Origin of the sequence: Haliscomenobacter sp. (assembly GCF_040403615.1) — a bacterium.
In the GTDB taxonomy this organism is placed as follows: domain Bacteria; phylum Bacteroidota; class Bacteroidia; order Chitinophagales; family Saprospiraceae; genus Haliscomenobacter.
Genome location: NZ_JBBAKG010000074.1, coordinates 1 through 17,910 on the forward strand (window position 1 = coordinate 1; position 17,910 = coordinate 17,910).

Here is a 17,910-nt window from a genome sequence, read left to right on the forward strand (position 1 = left end):
AGATTCGGTGGAGTTGGTTGCCCAAAAAATGCAAGAAGGTCAATTGCACATGCGCATTTACACTGCTGAAAAGGCTTACCAAAACAATGATCGGGAAGCGGAAATTTTCCGCATGCTTGATAATGGTGCGCTGATTGCCAAAAGTGGGTGGATGTTTGAGTTATTGGCTGCACAATTGGGTCAAAAAGATTAGGGGCGACAAAAAAATAAGTGTTCATTTTTGCCATAGGATTAGATAAGTAAACAATTCATTTTAAGTGTCTTATCTAATCCTATGGCTCAATAAAAATGAACACTTATTTTTGCCCCACTACTTAGACGCGATCAAAGAAGTTTTTAATCTTCCAGTATATCGGGTCTTCTGGTCTGGGTACGGCGCAAGGCTTCGTCGTAGCGCCAATCTTCAATTTCTTTGAAATTGCCGGAAAGCAATACATCAGGAACCGACCAGCCCCGGTATTCCGCAGGACGGGTATAAACTGGCGGAGCAAGCAAATTGTCTTGAAAAGAATCGAACAGCGCAGACGTCTCATCGTTGAGCACGCCAGGAATCAATCTCCCGATGGCATCAACCACCAGTGCAGCGGGCAATTCGCCGCCGGAAAGTACAAAATCGCCTATCGAGATTTCCATGGTAATGAAATGCTCGCGAATGCGCTCATCGATGCCTTTGTAGTGACCACAAAGGATGATGAGGTTCTCTTTCATCGACAAGCGGTTGGCTGTTTTTTGCTCAAAACGCTGGCCGTCGGGGGTCATAAAAATGACTTCATCGTATCGCCGTTCGGACTGTAGTTTTTCCAAACAGGCTACAATTGGCTCAATCATCATCACCATGCCTGCTCCACCGCCAAACTGGTAGTCGTCTACCTGGCGGTGCCGCCCCAATCCAAATTCCCTCAAATTGTGCATTTCCACTTGCAACAAGCCCTTGTCACTGGCTCGTTTCATGATGGAATGGGCAAAAGGGCTGTCTAAAAGCTCGGGGATAACGGAGATGATGTCGATGCGCATCTTGATGGGTTTTAAGATTTGGAGGTTGGGTTGTACCCAAGACTTAAGCTTGCGTACAACCCAAGCCATATCTTAATTAATTTTCAGCAGTTCAACTTCGAAAACAAGCGTGGAGTAAGGGCCGATTTCTTCACTTGCCGCTTGCTCGCCATATGCCAATTGGTAAGGGATGACAAACTTGAACTTGGAGCCAAGGGGCATCAATTGCAAGCCTTCTATCCAACCCTGGATAACCTGAGTCACGCCAAAGGTGGCAGGCTGACCACGGTCAACAGAACTGTCAAAAATAGTACCATCCAACAAAGTGCCGTGGTAGTGTACGGTAACTTTATCCGCAGCAGTTGGTTTTGCACCAGTACCCGCTTTCATGATTTCGTATTGCAAGCCAGAAGCCGTAGTGGTTACTCCCGGACGCTTTTTGTTTTCCTCCAGGAATTGTTTGCCTTTGGCAATGTTGCCTTCGAATTTCTTGGCCTGTGCTCCCTGAATGTACTGGGATACAGACTCGTTGCATTTGGCCAAATCAACACTTACACCAGCCAATGCGTCTTCAACACCTTTGGCCAACTGGGCAGGATTGATTTTTTCTAAACCTTGTCTCTTGAGGTTTTGGGCAATCAAGATGCCAAGATTGTAACTAACAGAATCCATTTTGCTAATTTGATTTTGAGCCCAGAGGCCGCTGATGAATAATGAAAAAACGATGCAAAGAATCGTAGTCTTTTTCATGGTTTGATTTTTTTTCGAAACAGAATGAGTTGGGAAAAAGAACGCACAAAGGTAAAAAATATTGACTAGCAGAGGCGATGCTGTGATAATTTGCTGAAGTGTTGATGCAATTGCTCATTCATTCCAGCGGTAAGTGCTGGGATCAAGACCTGCCAAATCAAGTACGCGATCTACCACCGTGAGCGCCAATTCATCAATGGTGCTTGGCCGGGAATAAAACGAAGGCGTAGCCGGGCAGATGATGCCACCCGCTTCCGTCACGGTTTTCATGTTGTTGATGTGGATCAGGTTATAAGGCGTTTCGCGCAGTACCAGGATGAGTTTGCGGCGTTCTTTCAAGATCACATCGGCTGCACGGGTACTCAAATCCGAAGACATACCTGTCGCTATTCTCCCCAATAAACCCATCGAACAGGGACAAACGATCATGGTGGTGTAGCGGGCAGAACCCGAAGCAAAAGGCGCCATGAAGTCGTTTTTGTCATAAAAATCGAAAGGATATTGGTTGTAATCCCGATTGCCGAGTTCATATTCCCAGTTGAATTGGGCATTGTTGCTCATCACTACACCAACTTTTTCCCATTGATCCTGGAGCTGAACCAGCCGATCCATCAGCAATTTGGCGTAGATGGCTCCGCTGGAACCGCCAATTGACAATACTATTTTTTGTACATTTGTAGCCATGCGGACTTAGCATTTTTAAAAAAGAAGGACCATCCAACTTTTCAACAACGGGATTCGTTCTTTATTGGTAACGCTAAAATGGTTTAGGCATGAAAAAAGTTTTGACAGGCGCATTATTAATTGTAGGGGTAGCATTGGCTTTATTTGCTTTTCGCCCCTTGAATCAGGCCAAAAGCACTCCAAAAGCTGCCGTCATCAAATGGATGACCTGGCAAGAAGCGGTTGAAGCCAATAAAAAAGAGAAAAAGAAAATTTTCATCGATTGTTTTACGGATTGGTGCGGCTGGTGCAAGCGCATGGATGCTTCCACTTTTACCGACCCCAAGGTGGCCGAGGTAATGAACAAGCATTTCTATGCCGTAAAGTTCAATGCGGAGCAAAAAGCCAACGTTACTTTCGGTGACCATACCTTCAAATACATTGCTTCTGGAAACAGAGGGGTACATGAATTGGCTTATTCCCTTTTGGATGGGCAGTTGAGTTATCCATCCTTTGTGTATCTGGATGAAAAATTTCAACGCGTAACGATTTCTCCAGGGTACAAAACACCGGAACAAATCCTTCCCGAGCTGAAATTTGTAGGGGAAGAGCATTACAATGGCAAAACCTACGAGCAATACCTAAAGGCTACCAAGTAAGTCCAGGTATTTTTGCACGTAGGCATCCAGCGATTTGCGTTTGTATTGCATGATGAATCTAGGGTGGGGGAGTGGCACTACTTCCTTAAAATATCCTTTTTGTCTATTCAGCTCCTTGAGGAAGGTATAATTTTTGCCTTCACCGAGGCAAAAACAACGCTCGCGGCTCATGTTGCAGGAATTGATCATGGCTTCGAGGTGGTATTTGATAAAGGGGGTTGCGGCATTTTGCAAAGGTTTTTCGTCGTAGTAGTTGTAGTTTTTGCCATATTTGACAAAACCGAACGGACAAACCGAAGTAACGAAAAACCGATCGTAAAAGGGCTTGATGCCACCATAAGCGTGAATGACTAAGTATACGAAATGTGCAGAGAGTTCAGGTTTTTTGGGAAAGGTGCTGGGAATGCCCAATTCTCTTTCCAAATGCAAGGGATCGGTGAAAGCGACGTTGGTAATGCCACCGCCGAATCTGCCTGGGTTGATCCCCATAATCAGCTCACGAGGCTGGGAATCGGAGTAGAATTTTTCTAAAAAAACTTGAAAAATTTCCCTGGTTTCCTGATTTTCACCCATAGGATTTAGCCACTCTACGCCTGAAGGCAAAGCGGGCATGTGGGAAGCTAAGTTTGAAAAATGAGTAGAAATACTTTGCGCAACGATCATTGATGGTATATTTGCGGTATGTTTCTTCTTTTTTGTCTAAAAAAAGCGAGAATAAATCGTAATTTCACGTACTTCGTGAACGAATTCGGGGTTGACACGTTTCACCCTGATCTCAAATAGCTAATGTTTTTTGTTTGTTTATAGTTTATGTGGGTGCTTCTCTTCAAGGAGCACCTTTTTTTTTGCTTCAAAGAATCTCCGCCAAAACAAAAATACTTCCACCCACATATACCACATCTTCGGGTTGTGCATGCCTCCGGGCAGCTTTGTACGCATTTCTGACCGAACTATACACCTTCCCTTTAAGGCCACTTTTGAGTGCCGCTTGCTGAAGTTCAGCCGCATCCATTCCTCGGGGAATATTGGGTTTGGCAAAATAATATATCCCTTCAGTAGGCAGCAATGGCAGCATTTTACTCAGGTCTTTGTCTTTGAGTACCCCGATCACCAGGTGCAGCTGCTGATGGGAGATCTTGGCCAATTCATTCATGGCCAGCTCCAGTCCGGCTTCATTGTGGGCGCTATCGGCAATGATGGTTGGTTCTTGGTGTAGTATTTGCCAGCGACCGATAAAGCGAGTGGAAGCAACCAGGTTTTTCAAACCAGACTTCAATGCCTCTTCGGTGATGTTCCAAGCTTTAGGAAGACAATCGACAGCCTGTAAAACGGTTTGAAGATTAAAGACTTGATAGTTGGCGTGCAGGTTTACGGGCAAGGACTGAAAGCGCAATTGACCTTCGTGATACACATCATAATAGGTATTTTGCAAGTCTTCCTTCACTATCTTGGCCTGGTAATGCTGGTCGGCAAAAAAGAGGACTGCCTGTTCTTGCTGCGCTTTTTCTATAAAGACCGGTGCGCTTTCCTGGTTCGTTTCACCAATCACCGCTGGCACATTGGGTTTGATGATCCCCGCTTTTTCGCTGGCAATAGAAGTCAGGGTATTTCCCAAAAACTGCATGTGATCAAAACTGATGTTGGTGATGATGCTCAATTCTGGCGTAATGACATTGGTGCTGTCCAGTCTTCCGCCTAACCCAACTTCGATGACGGCCACATCTACCTTAACTTTGGCGAAGTGGTCAAAAGCCATTGCAACCATCAGTTCAAAAAAAGAGGGTTGAATCTCAGCGATGAGTGGCTTCATTTTTTCAACGAATTCCACCAAGTTTTTGCGGGGAATGTACTGTCCATTGACTTTGATCCGTTCCCGGATGTCGCGGTAATGCGGCGAAATGTACAAACCAGTTTTCATGCCGTTGGCTTGCAAAATCGAGCTCAGCATGTGCGATGTAGAACCTTTCCCATTGGTGCCACCTACGTGAATGGTTGGGTATTGGTGTTGCGGATTGCCGAGAAAATTAAGCAGCGCTTTAGTATTGGTGAGGTCTTTTTTGAAAGCGGCGCCACCAATTCGGTGGTACATAGGGAGTTGTGCAAAGAGGTACTCAAGGACTTGTTGGTAAGACATCTTCAGTGTATTAGGGCATTGCGGGTTGAGCGTAGAGCCAAGCCGCCTCCCCGCCGGTCGCTGAGCGAAGCCGAAGCGCCGGGGGGAGTGCGGCTTCGCTCCACGCTCAACCCGCAATACCTTAAAAAAGGCTATTGTACTTTAAATCGATACGTCACAGTTCCACATTGGCGATCTACGTCACCGGGTGAAAAACGCCATTTCCGGGCGTTATTGAGGGCTAGGTTGACCAGCGTACCATCTGAGGTAGTGGAACCTTTTTGTGTAAAATCGGCTGAAACAACCGAACCCGATTGGTCTACGCATACGGCAACCACCACTGTTCCTTCCAATGATGAATTGTCGGTAATTCGAGGGGCAGTGACAATGCTGCGATTGCCCAAGCTTCCCCCAACAGACCCTTTTCCGGTAGTGATTCCCTCCAACACTTTAGAGTTGGGATCGCCATCGGGATCTCCCTGGTTGCCAGGTTTGCCAGTATTTCCTTTGCCCGAACCTTTGCCACCGCCACCAAAAAGGCCGCCAATTTGGTCTTTGGTGGCTTTGGCTTCAGCTTCCTTGCGGCGTTTTTCATCGTCTGCACGGCGTTGAGTTTCTTCATTTTGACGCGCTACCCGATCCGATTCTTCGCGGGCTTTGCGGTCTTTTTCCTGCCGTTCGCGAATGGCAATCGCATTGGGATCCTCTGTCGTTACCGTTGGTTTGGGTTCCGATTTGTTGGGTTTGCTGGGCGGAGGTGGATTCTTTTTATCCGGTAAAGCAGGCGTCTTTTCAGTTGGATCTGGCTTTACCTTGGGTGGAGCAGGGGTAGGCACAGGCGGGCCGGGGGTGTTTTCGTTCCCTTGACCAACATCTGGCAAACCCAAATTGACCAAAACCCCTTCAATTGGCGGAAGAGGTGGCTTGGGCGTATGGGTTTGTGCTATCAACATCAGCAGGATCACGATGGTGTGAATCACGATGCTGAGGATCAAGCCCTGTTTTCTAACTTTGCTTTCAAAAGCAGATATTTTAGCTGCCATGATCGTAAGGCGTTTCTTTTATGACGCAAAAAATAAATCCTTATTCAGCGGTATTCAATATCGCATTGATGCCCAACTGATAAGTAAGATCCATAATCTCTACTACTTTTTCTACCGGTGCTTCAGGTGCAGGAGAAACGGTCACATAAACGTCCTCCAAGCTACCGGCACGCAATGACTTGAGCTGGTCTTGCACCAACAACAAACTGGCCAAGCGCCCATTGAGCAGGTAACTGCCATCGGGCTCAATCCCTACATCGGTCAGCCGCTCTTTGGCTTTGTTGGCCGTTGTTTTGGAATTGCCGGGCAATTGCAAATTAAGGGCGCTGGGTGCGGTCAGGGTAGAAGTCATCATGAAAAACATCAACAAAATGAAGATGATGTCGGTCATGGAATTCATGCCGTGTTCTCCTCCTCCCCGACGTTCTCGATTGCGTAAATTCATGCGCTTTTGATTCTAGGTGTGAGGTTGAGTTGCCAGGATAGCTTTGGTTCCCAGGCTATTGGCAATTTTGATCACATCGGTTACTTTTTGAAATTGGACACCTTTCTCAGCGATTATTGTTACGGTAATGTCTTCTTTGCTGGCTTTCTTCGCTTCGATGGCCAGCGCAATGACATTTTTCAACTCCTCTTCCGTAGTTGGGGTGTCATTCACTTCATAGCCTTGATCTGCCGAACGGATTTCAACGGTAATCTTGATGGGGGCTTTTGCCCTCGAAAAAGATTCGGGCAGCTCAAAGGGTACTACTTTGATCAAAGTAGAAGTCAACATAAAAAAAATGAGCAACATAAAGATAATGTCGGTCATGGAGGTGAGGTTTACCTCCGTCAGTTCCCTTTTCTTTTCTCGTATGGCCATGATTACAAAGATATTGCAATGCCCAAATCAAATTTGAGCACCATTGAATAATGAAAAAGGACTATTTAGCTCGGTTCTTGCAACATATCGATGAAATCGAAGGTACTGAGTTCCATGTTGTCTACCACGCGGTCAATCATGCCATTGAGCAGGTTGTAAAAAATGAACGCCATGATCCCTACGATCAAACCCAGGGCGGAGGTAAACATTTTTACATAAATCCCCCCAGCAATAACCCCGATGGTCAGGTTGTTGGATTCTGCAAGAGAAGAGAATGTTTGAATCATCCCCGCAATGGTACCCAAGAAACCAAACATCGGCGCCACACCAGCGATGATGCTCAAGAAATTCAGGTTCTTTTCCATTTTGGAAAGCTCAATTTTGCCTACGTTTTCGATGGCGTGCTCAATGTCGCGCACGGGCTTGCCAATGCGCATGATGCCTTTCTCTACCATCATTGCAACTGGTGAACCGCTGGCCTGGCACAATGCGCGAGCCGCCGCAGTATTTCCGTTTTTCACATTCGCCCGAATGTTATTCATGAAGTTTTCATCCACCCGAGAAGCACGTTTGATCATTCGATAACGTTCAAAGAAGATAATCACCGCAATGAAAGACATCACGATAATCAGAAAACTGATGATTACCCCCGCAGGACCGCCTTCCATCAATAAATCAAGGGTGCTTCTGGAAGCAACACTTGTACTTTCAACAGCATCTTGTGTAGTGGAATCTAAACCAGCTTGTAGCAACAGAATGTTCAGTAGCATGGAAAAAATGTTTTGGTTTGCTCGAAATTTCGCTTCAAAACGAAGCGCTTTCCCGGATAAGTATATCCTGAAAGGCCAAAATTAACATTTTAAGAAATCTTTAATCCGAATTTAAAGAAAATTGTTTTTGGAAAATTCGTACTATTGTGCGATCTTTCGCATCCAAATTACACTTTCTCAGAACCTGATGATATGATTTTTTTTAAAACCTTAGTTTAGCTGCCTCATTCCCCTATAAATTAAGAAAAAGTTACCCTTTTAAGTCGACAACAAAGTCCAGATAATGAATGGCATGTATATTTTTTTTGAAAACAGATAAATAATAAATGACAAGCTTTCCAAATTCTAAGGCCGGATTAATCCGCATTGGCGTCTTTTATGACGGCCACTATTTTCTGCAGGTGAGTAACTACTACAATTATGTACACGACCGACGTAGCCGAATCAGCATTCGTGGTTTACATGATTTTGTTCGCAAACAAGTAGCTATTGAAGAAGAAGAAGAATTCCACCGCTGCCAGATCATCGACGCACATTACTTCAGGGGACGTTTGAGCGCTAGCGAAGCGAGCCAAAGAGGTAACTTGCTTTACTTCGAACGTGCTTTTGACGATATTTTGATGAGTGAAGGTGTATCCGTACACTATTTGCCCGTTAGAAACTTTCATGGTCGCTGGCAGGAAAAAGGAATCGATGTATGGTTGGCACTGGAGGCTTTCGAAATGACCTTCTACAAGCGATTTGATGTAGTAGTGATCCTGGCAGCTGATGGCGACTATTCACCGTTGGTACGCAAACTCCATTCGCTGGGTAGTCGGGTAATGTTGCTTCACTGGAACTTTGAGTACACCGACGAAGAAGGCAACCGCTTTAGTACGCGTACCTCCAATGAATTGGTTTCCAGTGTTTCCTACCCAATTGCCATGCACGACATCATCGATGATTATTCGCCGAAAAGTGAAGCCATTGTAAGTAGCCTGTTTGTGCCCAAAACAGAGGCTAAAATCTCTCACAAGCAAGTCACCAATTGGCAGGGTTCGGGAGAAGCAGCGACGAGTACGGATGAATTCCACGACAGTACCATCCTTTCCTTGAAAGAAGGGTACGGTTTTATCAAATATCCACCCAATAACGTATTCTTCCACTTCAGTAGTTTGGTAGATTACGACTTCAACGACCTTGAAATTGGCGACAGTGTACAGTTTTCACTCGAACCAAAGGAAGACGGCCGCATGATGGCTAAAGAAGTGATTGTAGTAGAATAGTTTAGTATTTTTACGGGCAAAACAATGGCCAATTTTCGAACGGTAAATTCTCGAAATTGGCCATTGTTTTTTTTATGCGGCAAGACTGTAAATTTTTTATCCGCTTTCGCTTTTCCCTTCCAACTTAATGTCTAAATTTGCATGATTAGCGAAAATTCGCTAAAATTATCATTGCCAATTTCAACCAACCACAACGCTGCTTTTAACATGAAAAGAATCAGAAAAGCTGCGGTATTGGGTTCGGGAGTGATGGGTGCAGGTATTGCTTGCCATTTGGCCAACATTGGCCTGGAAGTACTCATGCTCGACATCGTCCCGTTTGACCTCAAAGAAGAGGACAAAAACAACCCCGCCGCCCGCAATCGCATCGTCAATCAAGCCCTGGACAACGCCCTGAAATCTAAACCAGCCGCCTTGTTTGATAAAAACTTTGCCAGCCGGGTCAAAACAGGGAATTTCGACGACGACATGCCCAAGATCGCAGATTGTGACTGGATCATCGAAGTGGTGGTAGAAAACCTGGACATCAAAAAGAAGGTTTTTGAAAAAGTAGACCAATACCGCAGAACGGGTTCATACGTAACTTCCAATACTTCGGGTATTCCCATTCACCTGATGCTGGAAGGGCGCAGCGAAGATTTTCAGGCCAATTTCTGTGGTACGCATTTTTTCAATCCGCCCCGCTACTTGCGCTTGTTTGAAGTCATCCCAACTGCCAAAACCAAACCAGAAATGGTGGACTTTTTCATGCAGTATGGAGACATCCACCTGGGCAAACAAACCGTTCTTTGTAAAGATACGCCCGCCTTCATCGGCAACCGGGTTGGGGTGTATGCCATGGCCAAAATCTACCAACTCACTACTGAGCTGGGCTTGCGCATCGAAGACGTAGACGTATTGACCGGTCCCTCTCTAGCCCGCCCCAAAACGGGTACTTTCCGCCTAGGTGACCTGGTAGGCCACGATACTGCCGCCAACGTGATCAAAGGAATCAAAGCCAATTGCCCCAATGACGAGCAAGCTGGCGCTTTTGAAGTCCCTGCGTATTTGCAGTTTTTACTAGACAACAAGTTTCTCGGAAATAAAACTGGTCAGGGTTTTTACAAAAAGACCAGTGAAAAGGATGACAAAGGCCGCCCGGTCATCCTGGCCCTCAATCTGAACACACTACAATACGAACCCTCGGCCAAGTCGGATTTGGCCAGCTTAAAACTGAGCAAAAACATTGAGGATGTGCCCAAGCGCATTAGTGCTTTATACGACTCACCCGATGCGGGTGGTCAACTGGTGCAAAAATCGCTCAACGGCCTGTTTGCTTACTCTTCCAACCGCATTCCCGAAATAACCGTTCACCTGTACAGCATCGACGATGCCATGAAGGCGGGTTATGGCTGGGAATATGGCCCTTTTGAATACTGGGACCTGATCGGATTGGAAAAAGGCATCCAAACCGCTGAATCCCAAGGCGAAAAAATTGCCGATTGGGTAAAAGAAATGCACGCTGCTGGCCATACCAGCTTTTACAAGCGGGTAGGTGGACAACGCCTCTGTTACGATCCTGCTACCAAAACTTATGCCGCTATCCCTGGCCGGGAGTCCTTGATCGTTTTGGACAATTACCGCGATGCTGCTCCGGTGTTCAAAAACAACGAGGTGATTTTGCACGACATTGGCGATGGCGTTTTGTGTCTGGAATTTACTAGCCCCTACAATTCCATTGGCGAAGGTGTCTTGCGCGGCATCAACGAGGCCATCCAGATTGCCGAAGATGGGCAATGGAATGGCCTGGTGATTGGCAACAATGGCACCAACTTTAGCGTCGGCGCCAACATTTTCATGATTGCGCAATTGGCCTACCAAGGCGAATTTGAGGAGTTGAACATGGCGGTCAACGTCTTTCAACAAACGACGATGCGGGCCCGTTATTCCAGTATTCCAGTGGTTGTTGCGACCCAAGGATACGTATTTGGCGGTGGTTGCGAATTGCTGATGCACGCAGATGCCGCTACCGTATCCGCAGAATCGTACATCGGTTTGGTGGAAGTAGGCATCGGCGTAATCCCTGGCGGTGGCGGTACCAAAGAGTTTGCGGTACGTGCCTCCGACGAATTCAAAGAAGGAGAAGTATTGATTCCTACTTTGATCGAACGCTTCAAAACCATCGCTACGGCTGGAGTCAGTACTTCTGGATCAGAAGCTTTCAACCACCGGTACCTGTTGCCCGAGCGCGACCTGATCGTGATGAACAAAGACCGCGCAATTGCCGAAGCCAAGAAAAAAGTGCTGGAACTGGCGCCAAATTATACCCAGCCACTGCGCAAACAAGTGACTGTACTCGGTCAAACTGGATTAGCGGCGCTGTATGTTGCCGCCAACGAGCTAAAACTGGGCCGATTTGCCTCTGAACACGACATCAAAATCGCCCACAAAATTGCCTGGGTACTTTGTGGTGGCGACCTCAGCGGTACACAAGTGGTGTCGGAACAATACCTACTGGATCTCGAACGCGAAGCATTCCTCAGTCTTTGTGGTGAGCAAAAGACCCTGGAACGCATCCAGCACATGTTGCAAACGAACAAGCCACTCCGCAACTAAGGTTTTGAATCGCAGCCAACCCACGACTTCAGTCGTGGGAGGCCACACATAACACTACCCCACGACTTCAGTCGTGGGAAACACGACTTTATCGAGGAACAAGCGAGTTCAGTCGTGGGAAAAAGAAAACAATGGAAGCATACATCATCAAAGCATACCGTTCCGCCGTTGGACGCTCCAAAAAAGGCGGATTCAAAAACTACCGCTCAGATGACCTGGCAGTAGACGTGATCAAGCACCTGATGGCCCAAGTGCCAGAGCTTGATCCCCGATTGGTCGACGACGTATTTGTAGGCTGTGCCAACCCGGAAGGAGAGCAAGGCTTTCAAATTGGCCGCCAAATCTCTCTCCGTGCCCTGGGACAAGAAGTACCCGGCGTAACCGTCAACCGTTATTGTGCCTCCGGCTTGGAAACCATTTCGATGGCCGTTTCCAAAATCAAGGCCGGAATGGGACACATCTACATTGCTGGCGGTACCGAGAGCATGAGCATGATCCCGATGACGGGCTACAAGCTGGCTCCTGCCTATTCGGTAGCCAGCACCACGCCCAACTATTTGGCCAGTATGGGACATACGGCCGAGGCAGTTGCCCATAAGTACGGCATCAGCCGCGAGAAGGCCGATGAGTTTGCCCTGCGCTCTCACGTCAACGCAGCCAAAGCCATTGACGAGGGTAAGTTTGCGGGTGAAATCGTGCCGGTTAAAGTGAAAGAAGTATTTGTGCAAAACGACAAGCGGGTGGAAAAAGAATTCACCGTAGCCGTAGACGAAGGCGTTCGCCGCGAAACTTCATTGGCTGGTTTGGCAGCGCTCAAACCCGCTTTTGCCATGGGCGGCGTGGTTACTGCGGGCAATTCTTCCCAGACTTCCGATGGGGCTTCGTTTGTGCTGGTGGTCAGTGAAGAAATGGTCAAGCAGTTGGGGCTTCAACCCATTGCGCGTTTGGCAGCTTGCTCCGTAGGTGGCGTTGATCCAATGTACATGGGCATCGGCCCTTGTGCCGCCATCCCCAAAGCCGTAAAGCAAGCAGGTATTTCCCTCAATGACATCGACCTGATCGAACTGAATGAAGCTTTTGCTGCTCAAGCACTAGCGGTGGTTCAAGAGGCTGGTTTGGACATCAACAAAGTCAACGTCAACGGCGGAGCCATTGCCTTAGGCCACCCACTGGGTTGTACTGGCGCCAAATTGTCCACACAATTGTTCAACGAGCTGCGCCGTCAAGGCAAAAAATACGGCATGGTGACCGCCTGTGTAGGCGGAGGACAAGGGATTGCGGGAATTTACGAACTCCTTCAATGATCAATAATCTATATTCAATGTCCAATAATCAATAATCAATATCCAATGTCCAACGCGGGGTGAAGATTGGAATGAATCAATTATTTAGCCCGCGTAGGGCAAATTTTAGAATTTACCTCCGCGAAAGAAAATAGTATTTTTTACAAAATCTCGACCCGCGTTGGATATTGGACATTGATTATTGGATATTGGATATTGAAAAATCATCCTTTTTTGTTGGCTGTAAACTTCCCATTCGGCTGATCAAAAGTCAACGTCTTAACCTTCCCTCCTTCAGCCCCAAAGATGATGTGGTATCCTTTAAGCGCTTTAAAGTCAAATTTAAGGTCGTCTGTGGCCAGCAATTCGTAATCGGGTTGACCCGGGACATTGACAAAGAGGGTTTCTCCGCGAATGAAGACTTTTATTTTCGCGTCCATCAATTCGTATTCGCCGACGTATTTTTCCAAATCGCTTTTTGAAGTTTTGATGCCTTCGTTGAAGCGCTCAAAGCGGATCGGTTTTACCCCTGCTTCCAGCTCGACTTCCATTGCGTCGATCTCGCCTTTGAGGTTGCTCAATAGGGCTAGATTGACTTTGGTCGCTTCCACTTCTGCGGTAAACACATCGTAATGGTAATGGCTGATTTTTAGCGGAAGCGTATTGAACTGTCCGTCCAGGGTATCGCCGCTGGGTTTGAGTTCAAACGTGCCGTAGGCCTCGTTTTTGTATTTGCCCACATAATCGCTGAGGGGATGGCTGGGCTTGGTGTCTTTTTTGCGGCTGTCATCCTCTTTCTGGGCCACCTGTTCCAGGGTTATGAGGGCTTTTTTGAGGGTGCTGAGTTGTTTTTCATTCCAATCCACTTTGGGTAACCCCAATAATTTGTCGGCAACGTAGTTTCTGATTACTCCAGGCAATCCCGTGCCATTCATATTGGTAAGCACCACAATGCCCAGGGAGTCGCGCGGATAAAGCGCTACACTGGCCGAAAACCCATCGATGTTGCCACCGTGTTCGTTGCGCAAGTGGCCCCGGTAATCGGTGATGAACCAGCCCATTCCGTACAGATTGTAAAACGTGTAGTAACTGGAATCCAGCGCGGTAGATACAATGCTGCGTGGCAGAAACAGCTCCTTGTGCATTTCTGGCGAGATCAAAGCCTGCCCTTCGTTTTTGCCCTGGCGCAGCAACATGGTAACCCATTTGGCCATCTCGTTGGGGCTGGAGTTGATTGATCCGGCAGGCCCCATGGCGTCGATGTTGCGGAATTCCAGTTTTTTTACTTTGCCCATGGGTTTGTCTTCCCAGCCGTAAGGCAGCGCATAATCCTTGCCCTTTTGCATGTCAACTACCGAGAAGTTGGTTTCTTTCATACCCAATGGATTCAGGATCTTGCTGCGGGTAAATTCTTCCCATTTCTGGCCAGAAAGCCGCTCCACCAGGTAACCAGCGGTCATGAACATGAAATTGTTGTATTGCCATTGCTGGCGAAAACTAAAAGTGGGCTCAAACAAGTGGATGGATTTGTACAACTCCTCGCGGGTACGCGCCGATCCGTACCAGGCGAAATCGTGGCGGGGCAACCCCGAAACATGGCTCAACATATCGATGGGGGTCAATTTTTCGCCAGCATACTCATCCTGTAACTTGAAATCGGGCAGGTATTCTACCAGTGGCTTGCTCAAGGACAGTTTGCCGTCCTGCGCCAGTAAACACACATCAAACGCGGTGAAAGCTTTGCTGCAAGACCCGATGGCGAATTGCGTATTGGGGCTTACTGGCGTTTTTTGTTCCAGGTCTTTGAATCCAAAGCCTTTGGCGTAGATGATTTTTCCATTGCGCACCACGGCCAAACCCACCCCCGGAACCTGCCAGTCATTGCGGGCTTTTTCGATGTAGGTTTCAATGTCTTGGTAAGGATTTGAGGCAAGGGCAGCAGCAGCAGCGGCCTTTTTTTGCGCTTGAAGACCCAAAGGCAGGCTGATGGTGCAAAGCAGCAATAAGAGGAGAAAGTTATTTTTCATAGAGTAGAGATGAGTTTTTCAAGAATAATTGCGGATTGTGGACAATCTTACTCTAAAAAAAGCACAAAAAAGGTGATTTTTAGATAAACCTGCTGCTTTTTCCAACCAATTTGAATTTGGGTGCTGTCTTCACAAATTGAAGTAGCTGCTTCGGATTTTGATTCCCACTAAACTTAAAAAACCTGACATGATGTTACGCAAACATTTTCTCACTGGCGCACTAGGGCTGGTATTGGCTACGGTGTTGAGCAGTTGCTTGAAGGATTCCTGCGAGACTTCAACCACTTACATTCGCTACGATCCAGTGTTTATTACGCCAGCTGCGCTGCGCAAAGACGTGGTTGCCGAAGCCCCCAGAGCGCTGAAAGAACCAGGAAAAATATACGTTTATGAAGGCTACCTGATCATCAACGAACACGAAGAAGGCCTGCACATCATTGACAATCGCAATCCCAAAAGTCCTGTTCCCATTTCTTTTTTACCCATTCCCGGCAACATCGACCTGGCGGTGCGCAACAACATCCTGTATGCCGATAGCTGGATAGACCTGGTCATGATCAACATCGAAGATCCCGCCAATCCTAAGTTTGCCGGGCGCATTCAGGATGCCTTTCCCAATTACGGTATCGATCCTGCATTGGGCATCACGGTGACCTACAAACCCACCAAAGTGACCGAAAGTATACCCAGTTGCGATCAAAGTGGCCCGATTTTTTTTCGCGGAAGAGGACTTTTTATTGATGCTGCATTTGATGCGCAACGCGCTGGTTCCAGTGGATCCAAGGTTGCTGCTCCTGGCGGAAACACCGTTGGGGTAGGGGGCTCTACTGCTCGCTTTACGATCAACGAAAGCCATTTGTATACGGTAGATCGCTCCAATTTGCGCGTGTTTAACCTCAAAAATGCAATTGCGCCTAAACTGGCCAATACCCTGGGCATTGGTTGGGACATTGAGACCATTTACCCGTATGACAATAAGTTGTTCATTGGGGGCATGTCGGGTATGCAAATCTTTGACGCTTCCGATCCAGAAAGACCCAAGTTTTTGTCCAATTTCCAACACGCACGCAGGTGCGATCCGGTGGTGGCTCAGGACAATCGGGCTTATGTTACGCTCCACGAGGGAACTGCATGCCAAGGCTTTGAAAATGAACTGAACGTGCTGGACATTACCGACGTTACCCAACCCAAGTTGATCAAAACGTATCCGCTGCATCGTCCCATTGGATTGTCAATCACGGGCGAAATCCTGATGATTTGCGACAGCGATGAAGGCCTAAAAGTCTTCAACGCCAAAGATGACCTGGCCATCGACAAAAACCTTTTGCAACACCTCAAGGATTTTGATGCGTTTGATGTAATTGCCCTGGAGAAGCAATCATTGGCCATCATTACGGGTAAAAACGGCATTTACCAATACGATTATTCCAATCCAAAGAAGTTGCAAAAACTGAGTGTACTGAGCATTTCAAAGTAATTGACTTAATTTTAATGCTCTTTCAAAAAAACACACAATACCAGCGGTTATGAAATACGGTTTATACCTCGTACTCTTTTGTGTATTAATCAGCTCATCGCTGTGGGCACAAGACGCCAGTCCAGCAAAGAAAGGAACCAAGGATATGGTAGTGCTCAAGTCGGGCGAAAAAATCCAGGGCGAAATCCTCAAGTATGAGCAAAACAAGGAGTTGGTTTTGCGTACTACCGAAGGCATTGAGATGGCCATTCCTGCGGAGAAAGTAGACAAGTTTTTTTCAGGTACCCGAGCTTCACTCGTCAAACGGTTGTCGATGCCTCAAAAACCTTTTCTGAAAGCAGGCAGTTTTTATAATAACTTTGCCTTGTTTGTTCCCTTTGGGGCAGAAACAATAGCAAACAGCCATACCGGATTCGGATTCGAATACAGCGCAGGCGTACAGCTCAATTCGCGGCTCGGGGTCGGCTTGGGTACGGGTATAAACTTAATGATTGGTGCCGACCGTTTGGTGCCCGTTGTGGCCGAATTGCGGTATTACAACAATGCTGCACGTCGGCATCGAGCTTATGTCTTGCTGGACGGTGGGTACAGCATCGGCTGGGCAGCAGACAATACCAACGATGCCTACAGCGTCAACGGTGGATTTCGGATCCATCCAGCGCTGGGCGTAGTGTGGAACAAAGCTGGCAATACCCACTTCAGCACCGAACTGGGATTTTTGCACCAACGCGCCAGCATCAAGGAAGATTACTGGGAAACCATTACCTGGATCAAAGAAAACAAATACCAGATGAACCGCTGGTTGTTTAAAATTGGATTGATTTTTTGAGGATTTGCGTTTAGGCATTTGCTAAACCGCCGGCATTTCGACTACGCTCAATGACCGGCGGTTTAACAAATGCCTAAACGCAAATCCTTTCACGATAGCATTTATGGCGCAAAACCCGCAACATACCGAAAAAGAGATCGTAGCCGGCTGTGCAGCAAACAGCCGATACTACCAAGAGCTCCTTTACCGCAAGTACTTTCCGGTAATGATGCGGATGTGTATGCGCTATACCGAAGACCGCGACGTGGCCCTGGAAATCATCAACAACGGTTTTCTGCGGGTTTTTCAAAAGATCGACACCTTTACTTTCAGTGGATCGCTGGAAGGCTGGATTCGACGGGTGGTGTTTCATTGTTTGTCTGATTATTTTCGGCAAAATACCCGCAAGATTGACTTTTTGGAACTAGAGGGCCGCGACGCGCCTACCCGTTCGTCGGCCTTGACTGATTTGTACCTCGAAGACCTCCTGAGCCTGGTGGATCGATTGCCAGATCAGAGTCAGCGGGTGTTTCGATTGTATGCCATCGAAGGATATACCCACGCCGAAATCGGCGAAATGTTGAGCATGAGTGAAGGTACTT

Annotated in this window: 18 protein-coding genes; 8 read left to right on the forward strand and 10 right to left on the reverse strand. The window is 47.1% G+C overall.

Going from position 1 to position 17,910, the window contains the following annotated elements:
- Window positions 1–193, forward strand: a 193-nt coding sequence (locus tag ABW391_RS20365; RefSeq protein ID WP_353483755.1) for a DUF6495 family protein, incomplete at its 5' end; no start/stop codon positions are given.
- A gap of 143 nt (window positions 194–336) precedes the next feature.
- On the opposite strand, the gene trmD is transcribed toward ABW391_RS20365, so the two are convergent.
- The 3 genes from trmD to ABW391_RS20380 all read right to left on the reverse strand — a co-directional run bounded on the left by trmD (window position 337) and on the right by ABW391_RS20380 (window position 2,427).
- A complete protein-coding gene (gene trmD / locus ABW391_RS20370; protein WP_353483783.1) occupies window positions 337–1,014 on the reverse strand; it encodes a tRNA (guanosine(37)-N1)-methyltransferase TrmD in 678 nt (225 codons plus the stop codon).
- A 72-nt stretch (window positions 1,015–1,086) separates the two neighbouring features.
- On the reverse strand, window positions 1,087–1,743 hold the full coding sequence (gene bamJ, locus ABW391_RS20375; protein ID WP_353483756.1) for a BamJ family beta-barrel-assembly machinery protein: 657 nt from the start codon (window positions 1,741–1,743) through the stop codon (window positions 1,087–1,089).
- Window positions 1,744–1,857: 114 nt separating this feature from the next.
- Window positions 1,858–2,427, reverse strand: coding sequence for a UbiX family flavin prenyltransferase (locus ABW391_RS20380; protein WP_353483757.1), 570 nt, complete (start codon window positions 2,425–2,427; stop codon window positions 1,858–1,860).
- A gap of 89 nt (window positions 2,428–2,516) precedes the next feature.
- On the opposite strand from ABW391_RS20380, the gene ABW391_RS20385 reads away from it, so the two are divergent.
- Entirely contained in the window at window positions 2,517–3,065 is a 549-nt protein-coding gene (locus tag ABW391_RS20385) for a thioredoxin family protein (RefSeq protein WP_353483758.1), read from the forward strand.
- Here ABW391_RS20385 and ABW391_RS20390 read toward each other — a convergent pair.
- The 6 genes from ABW391_RS20390 to ABW391_RS20415 all read right to left on the reverse strand — a co-directional run bounded on the left by ABW391_RS20390 (window position 3,048) and on the right by ABW391_RS20415 (window position 7,853).
- A complete protein-coding gene (locus tag ABW391_RS20390; protein WP_353483759.1) occupies window positions 3,048–3,677 on the reverse strand; it encodes a uracil-DNA glycosylase family protein in 630 nt (209 codons plus the stop codon). The genes ABW391_RS20385 and ABW391_RS20390 overlap by 18 nt on opposite strands.
- Before the next feature lie 238 nt (window positions 3,678–3,915).
- Window positions 3,916–5,199 carry a bifunctional folylpolyglutamate synthase/dihydrofolate synthase gene (locus ABW391_RS20395; RefSeq protein WP_353483760.1) on the reverse strand — a complete coding sequence of 428 codons (1,284 nt, stop codon included), beginning with the start codon at window positions 5,197–5,199 and terminating at the stop codon, window positions 3,916–3,918.
- A gap of 131 nt (window positions 5,200–5,330) precedes the next feature.
- Entirely contained in the window at window positions 5,331–6,221 is an 891-nt protein-coding gene (locus ABW391_RS20400) for a hypothetical protein (protein WP_353483761.1), read from the reverse strand.
- 40 nt (window positions 6,222–6,261) lie between these two features.
- A complete protein-coding gene (locus tag ABW391_RS20405; protein WP_353483762.1) occupies window positions 6,262–6,666 on the reverse strand; it encodes an ExbD/TolR family protein in 405 nt (134 codons plus the stop codon).
- 12 nt (window positions 6,667–6,678) lie between these two features.
- Window positions 6,679–7,083 (reverse strand): ExbD/TolR family protein, encoded by a 405-nt coding sequence (locus ABW391_RS20410; RefSeq protein ID WP_353483763.1) that lies wholly within the window; start codon window positions 7,081–7,083, stop codon window positions 6,679–6,681.
- A gap of 65 nt (window positions 7,084–7,148) precedes the next feature.
- Window positions 7,149–7,853, reverse strand: coding sequence for a MotA/TolQ/ExbB proton channel family protein (locus ABW391_RS20415; RefSeq protein WP_353483764.1), 705 nt, complete (start codon window positions 7,851–7,853; stop codon window positions 7,149–7,151).
- Window positions 7,854–8,179: 326 nt separating this feature from the next.
- Here ABW391_RS20415 and ABW391_RS20420 point away from each other — a divergent pair, with 326 nt between their 5' ends.
- The 3 genes from ABW391_RS20420 (at window position 8,180) to ABW391_RS20430 (ending at window position 13,017) form a co-directional block, all read left to right on the forward strand.
- Window positions 8,180–9,118 (forward strand): NYN domain-containing protein, encoded by a 939-nt coding sequence (locus tag ABW391_RS20420; protein WP_353483765.1) that lies wholly within the window; start codon window positions 8,180–8,182, stop codon window positions 9,116–9,118.
- Between the two features lie 207 nt (window positions 9,119–9,325).
- Window positions 9,326–11,713 carry a 3-hydroxyacyl-CoA dehydrogenase/enoyl-CoA hydratase family protein gene (locus ABW391_RS20425; protein WP_353483766.1) on the forward strand — a complete coding sequence of 796 codons (2,388 nt, stop codon included), beginning with the start codon at window positions 9,326–9,328 and terminating at the stop codon, window positions 11,711–11,713.
- A gap of 131 nt (window positions 11,714–11,844) precedes the next feature.
- A complete protein-coding gene (locus tag ABW391_RS20430) occupies window positions 11,845–13,017 on the forward strand; it encodes a thiolase family protein (protein WP_353483767.1) in 1,173 nt (390 codons plus the stop codon).
- Between the two features lie 203 nt (window positions 13,018–13,220).
- On the opposite strand, the gene ABW391_RS20435 is transcribed toward ABW391_RS20430, so the two are convergent.
- Window positions 13,221–15,023, reverse strand: coding sequence for a serine hydrolase (locus ABW391_RS20435; protein ID WP_353483768.1), 1,803 nt, complete (start codon window positions 15,021–15,023; stop codon window positions 13,221–13,223).
- 187 nt (window positions 15,024–15,210) lie between these two features.
- On the opposite strand from ABW391_RS20435, the gene ABW391_RS20440 reads away from it, so the two are divergent.
- The 3 genes from ABW391_RS20440 to ABW391_RS20450 all read left to right on the forward strand — a co-directional run.
- Complete coding sequence (locus ABW391_RS20440; RefSeq protein WP_353483769.1) at window positions 15,211–16,500, forward strand: LVIVD repeat-containing protein; 1,290 nt, start codon at window positions 15,211–15,213, stop codon at window positions 16,498–16,500.
- 49 nt (window positions 16,501–16,549) lie between these two features.
- Complete coding sequence (locus tag ABW391_RS20445; RefSeq protein WP_353483770.1) at window positions 16,550–17,329, forward strand: hypothetical protein; 780 nt, start codon at window positions 16,550–16,552, stop codon at window positions 17,327–17,329.
- Between the two features lie 103 nt (window positions 17,330–17,432).
- On the forward strand, window positions 17,433–17,910 hold a 478-nt coding region (locus ABW391_RS20450; RefSeq protein ID WP_353483771.1), incomplete at its 3' end, for an RNA polymerase sigma factor.

Coding starts and splice junctions, on each gene's coding strand:
- ABW391_RS20430 (WP_353483767.1), top strand. CDS start 11,845: ATGGAAGCATACATCATCAAAGCATACCGTTCCGCCGTTGGACGCTCC.
- ABW391_RS20425 (WP_353483766.1), top strand. CDS start 9,326: ATGAAAAGAATCAGAAAAGCTGCGGTATTGGGTTCGGGAGTGATGGGT.
- ABW391_RS20415 (WP_353483764.1), bottom strand. CDS start 7,853: ATGCTACTGAACATTCTGTTGCTACAAGCTGGTTTAGATTCCACTACA.
- ABW391_RS20395 (WP_353483760.1), bottom strand. CDS start 5,199: ATGTCTTACCAACAAGTCCTTGAGTACCTCTTTGCACAACTCCCTATG.
- ABW391_RS20380 (WP_353483757.1), bottom strand. CDS start 2,427: ATGGCTACAAATGTACAAAAAATAGTATTGTCAATTGGCGGTTCCAGC.
- ABW391_RS20410 (WP_353483763.1), bottom strand. CDS start 7,083: ATGGCCATACGAGAAAAGAAAAGGGAACTGACGGAGGTAAACCTCACC.
- ABW391_RS20400 (WP_353483761.1), bottom strand. CDS start 6,221: ATGGCAGCTAAAATATCTGCTTTTGAAAGCAAAGTTAGAAAACAGGGC.
- trmD (WP_353483783.1), bottom strand. CDS start 1,014: ATGCGCATCGACATCATCTCCGTTATCCCCGAGCTTTTAGACAGCCCT.
- ABW391_RS20440 (WP_353483769.1), top strand. CDS start 15,211: ATGATGTTACGCAAACATTTTCTCACTGGCGCACTAGGGCTGGTATTG.
- ABW391_RS20420 (WP_353483765.1), top strand. CDS start 8,180: ATGACAAGCTTTCCAAATTCTAAGGCCGGATTAATCCGCATTGGCGTC.
- ABW391_RS20385 (WP_353483758.1), top strand. CDS start 2,517: ATGAAAAAAGTTTTGACAGGCGCATTATTAATTGTAGGGGTAGCATTG.
- ABW391_RS20390 (WP_353483759.1), bottom strand. CDS start 3,677: ATGCCCGCTTTGCCTTCAGGCGTAGAGTGGCTAAATCCTATGGGTGAA.
- ABW391_RS20445 (WP_353483770.1), top strand. CDS start 16,550: ATGAAATACGGTTTATACCTCGTACTCTTTTGTGTATTAATCAGCTCA.
- bamJ (WP_353483756.1), bottom strand. CDS start 1,743: ATGAAAAAGACTACGATTCTTTGCATCGTTTTTTCATTATTCATCAGC.
- ABW391_RS20435 (WP_353483768.1), bottom strand. CDS start 15,023: ATGAAAAATAACTTTCTCCTCTTATTGCTGCTTTGCACCATCAGCCTG.
- ABW391_RS20405 (WP_353483762.1), bottom strand. CDS start 6,666: ATGAATTTACGCAATCGAGAACGTCGGGGAGGAGGAGAACACGGCATG.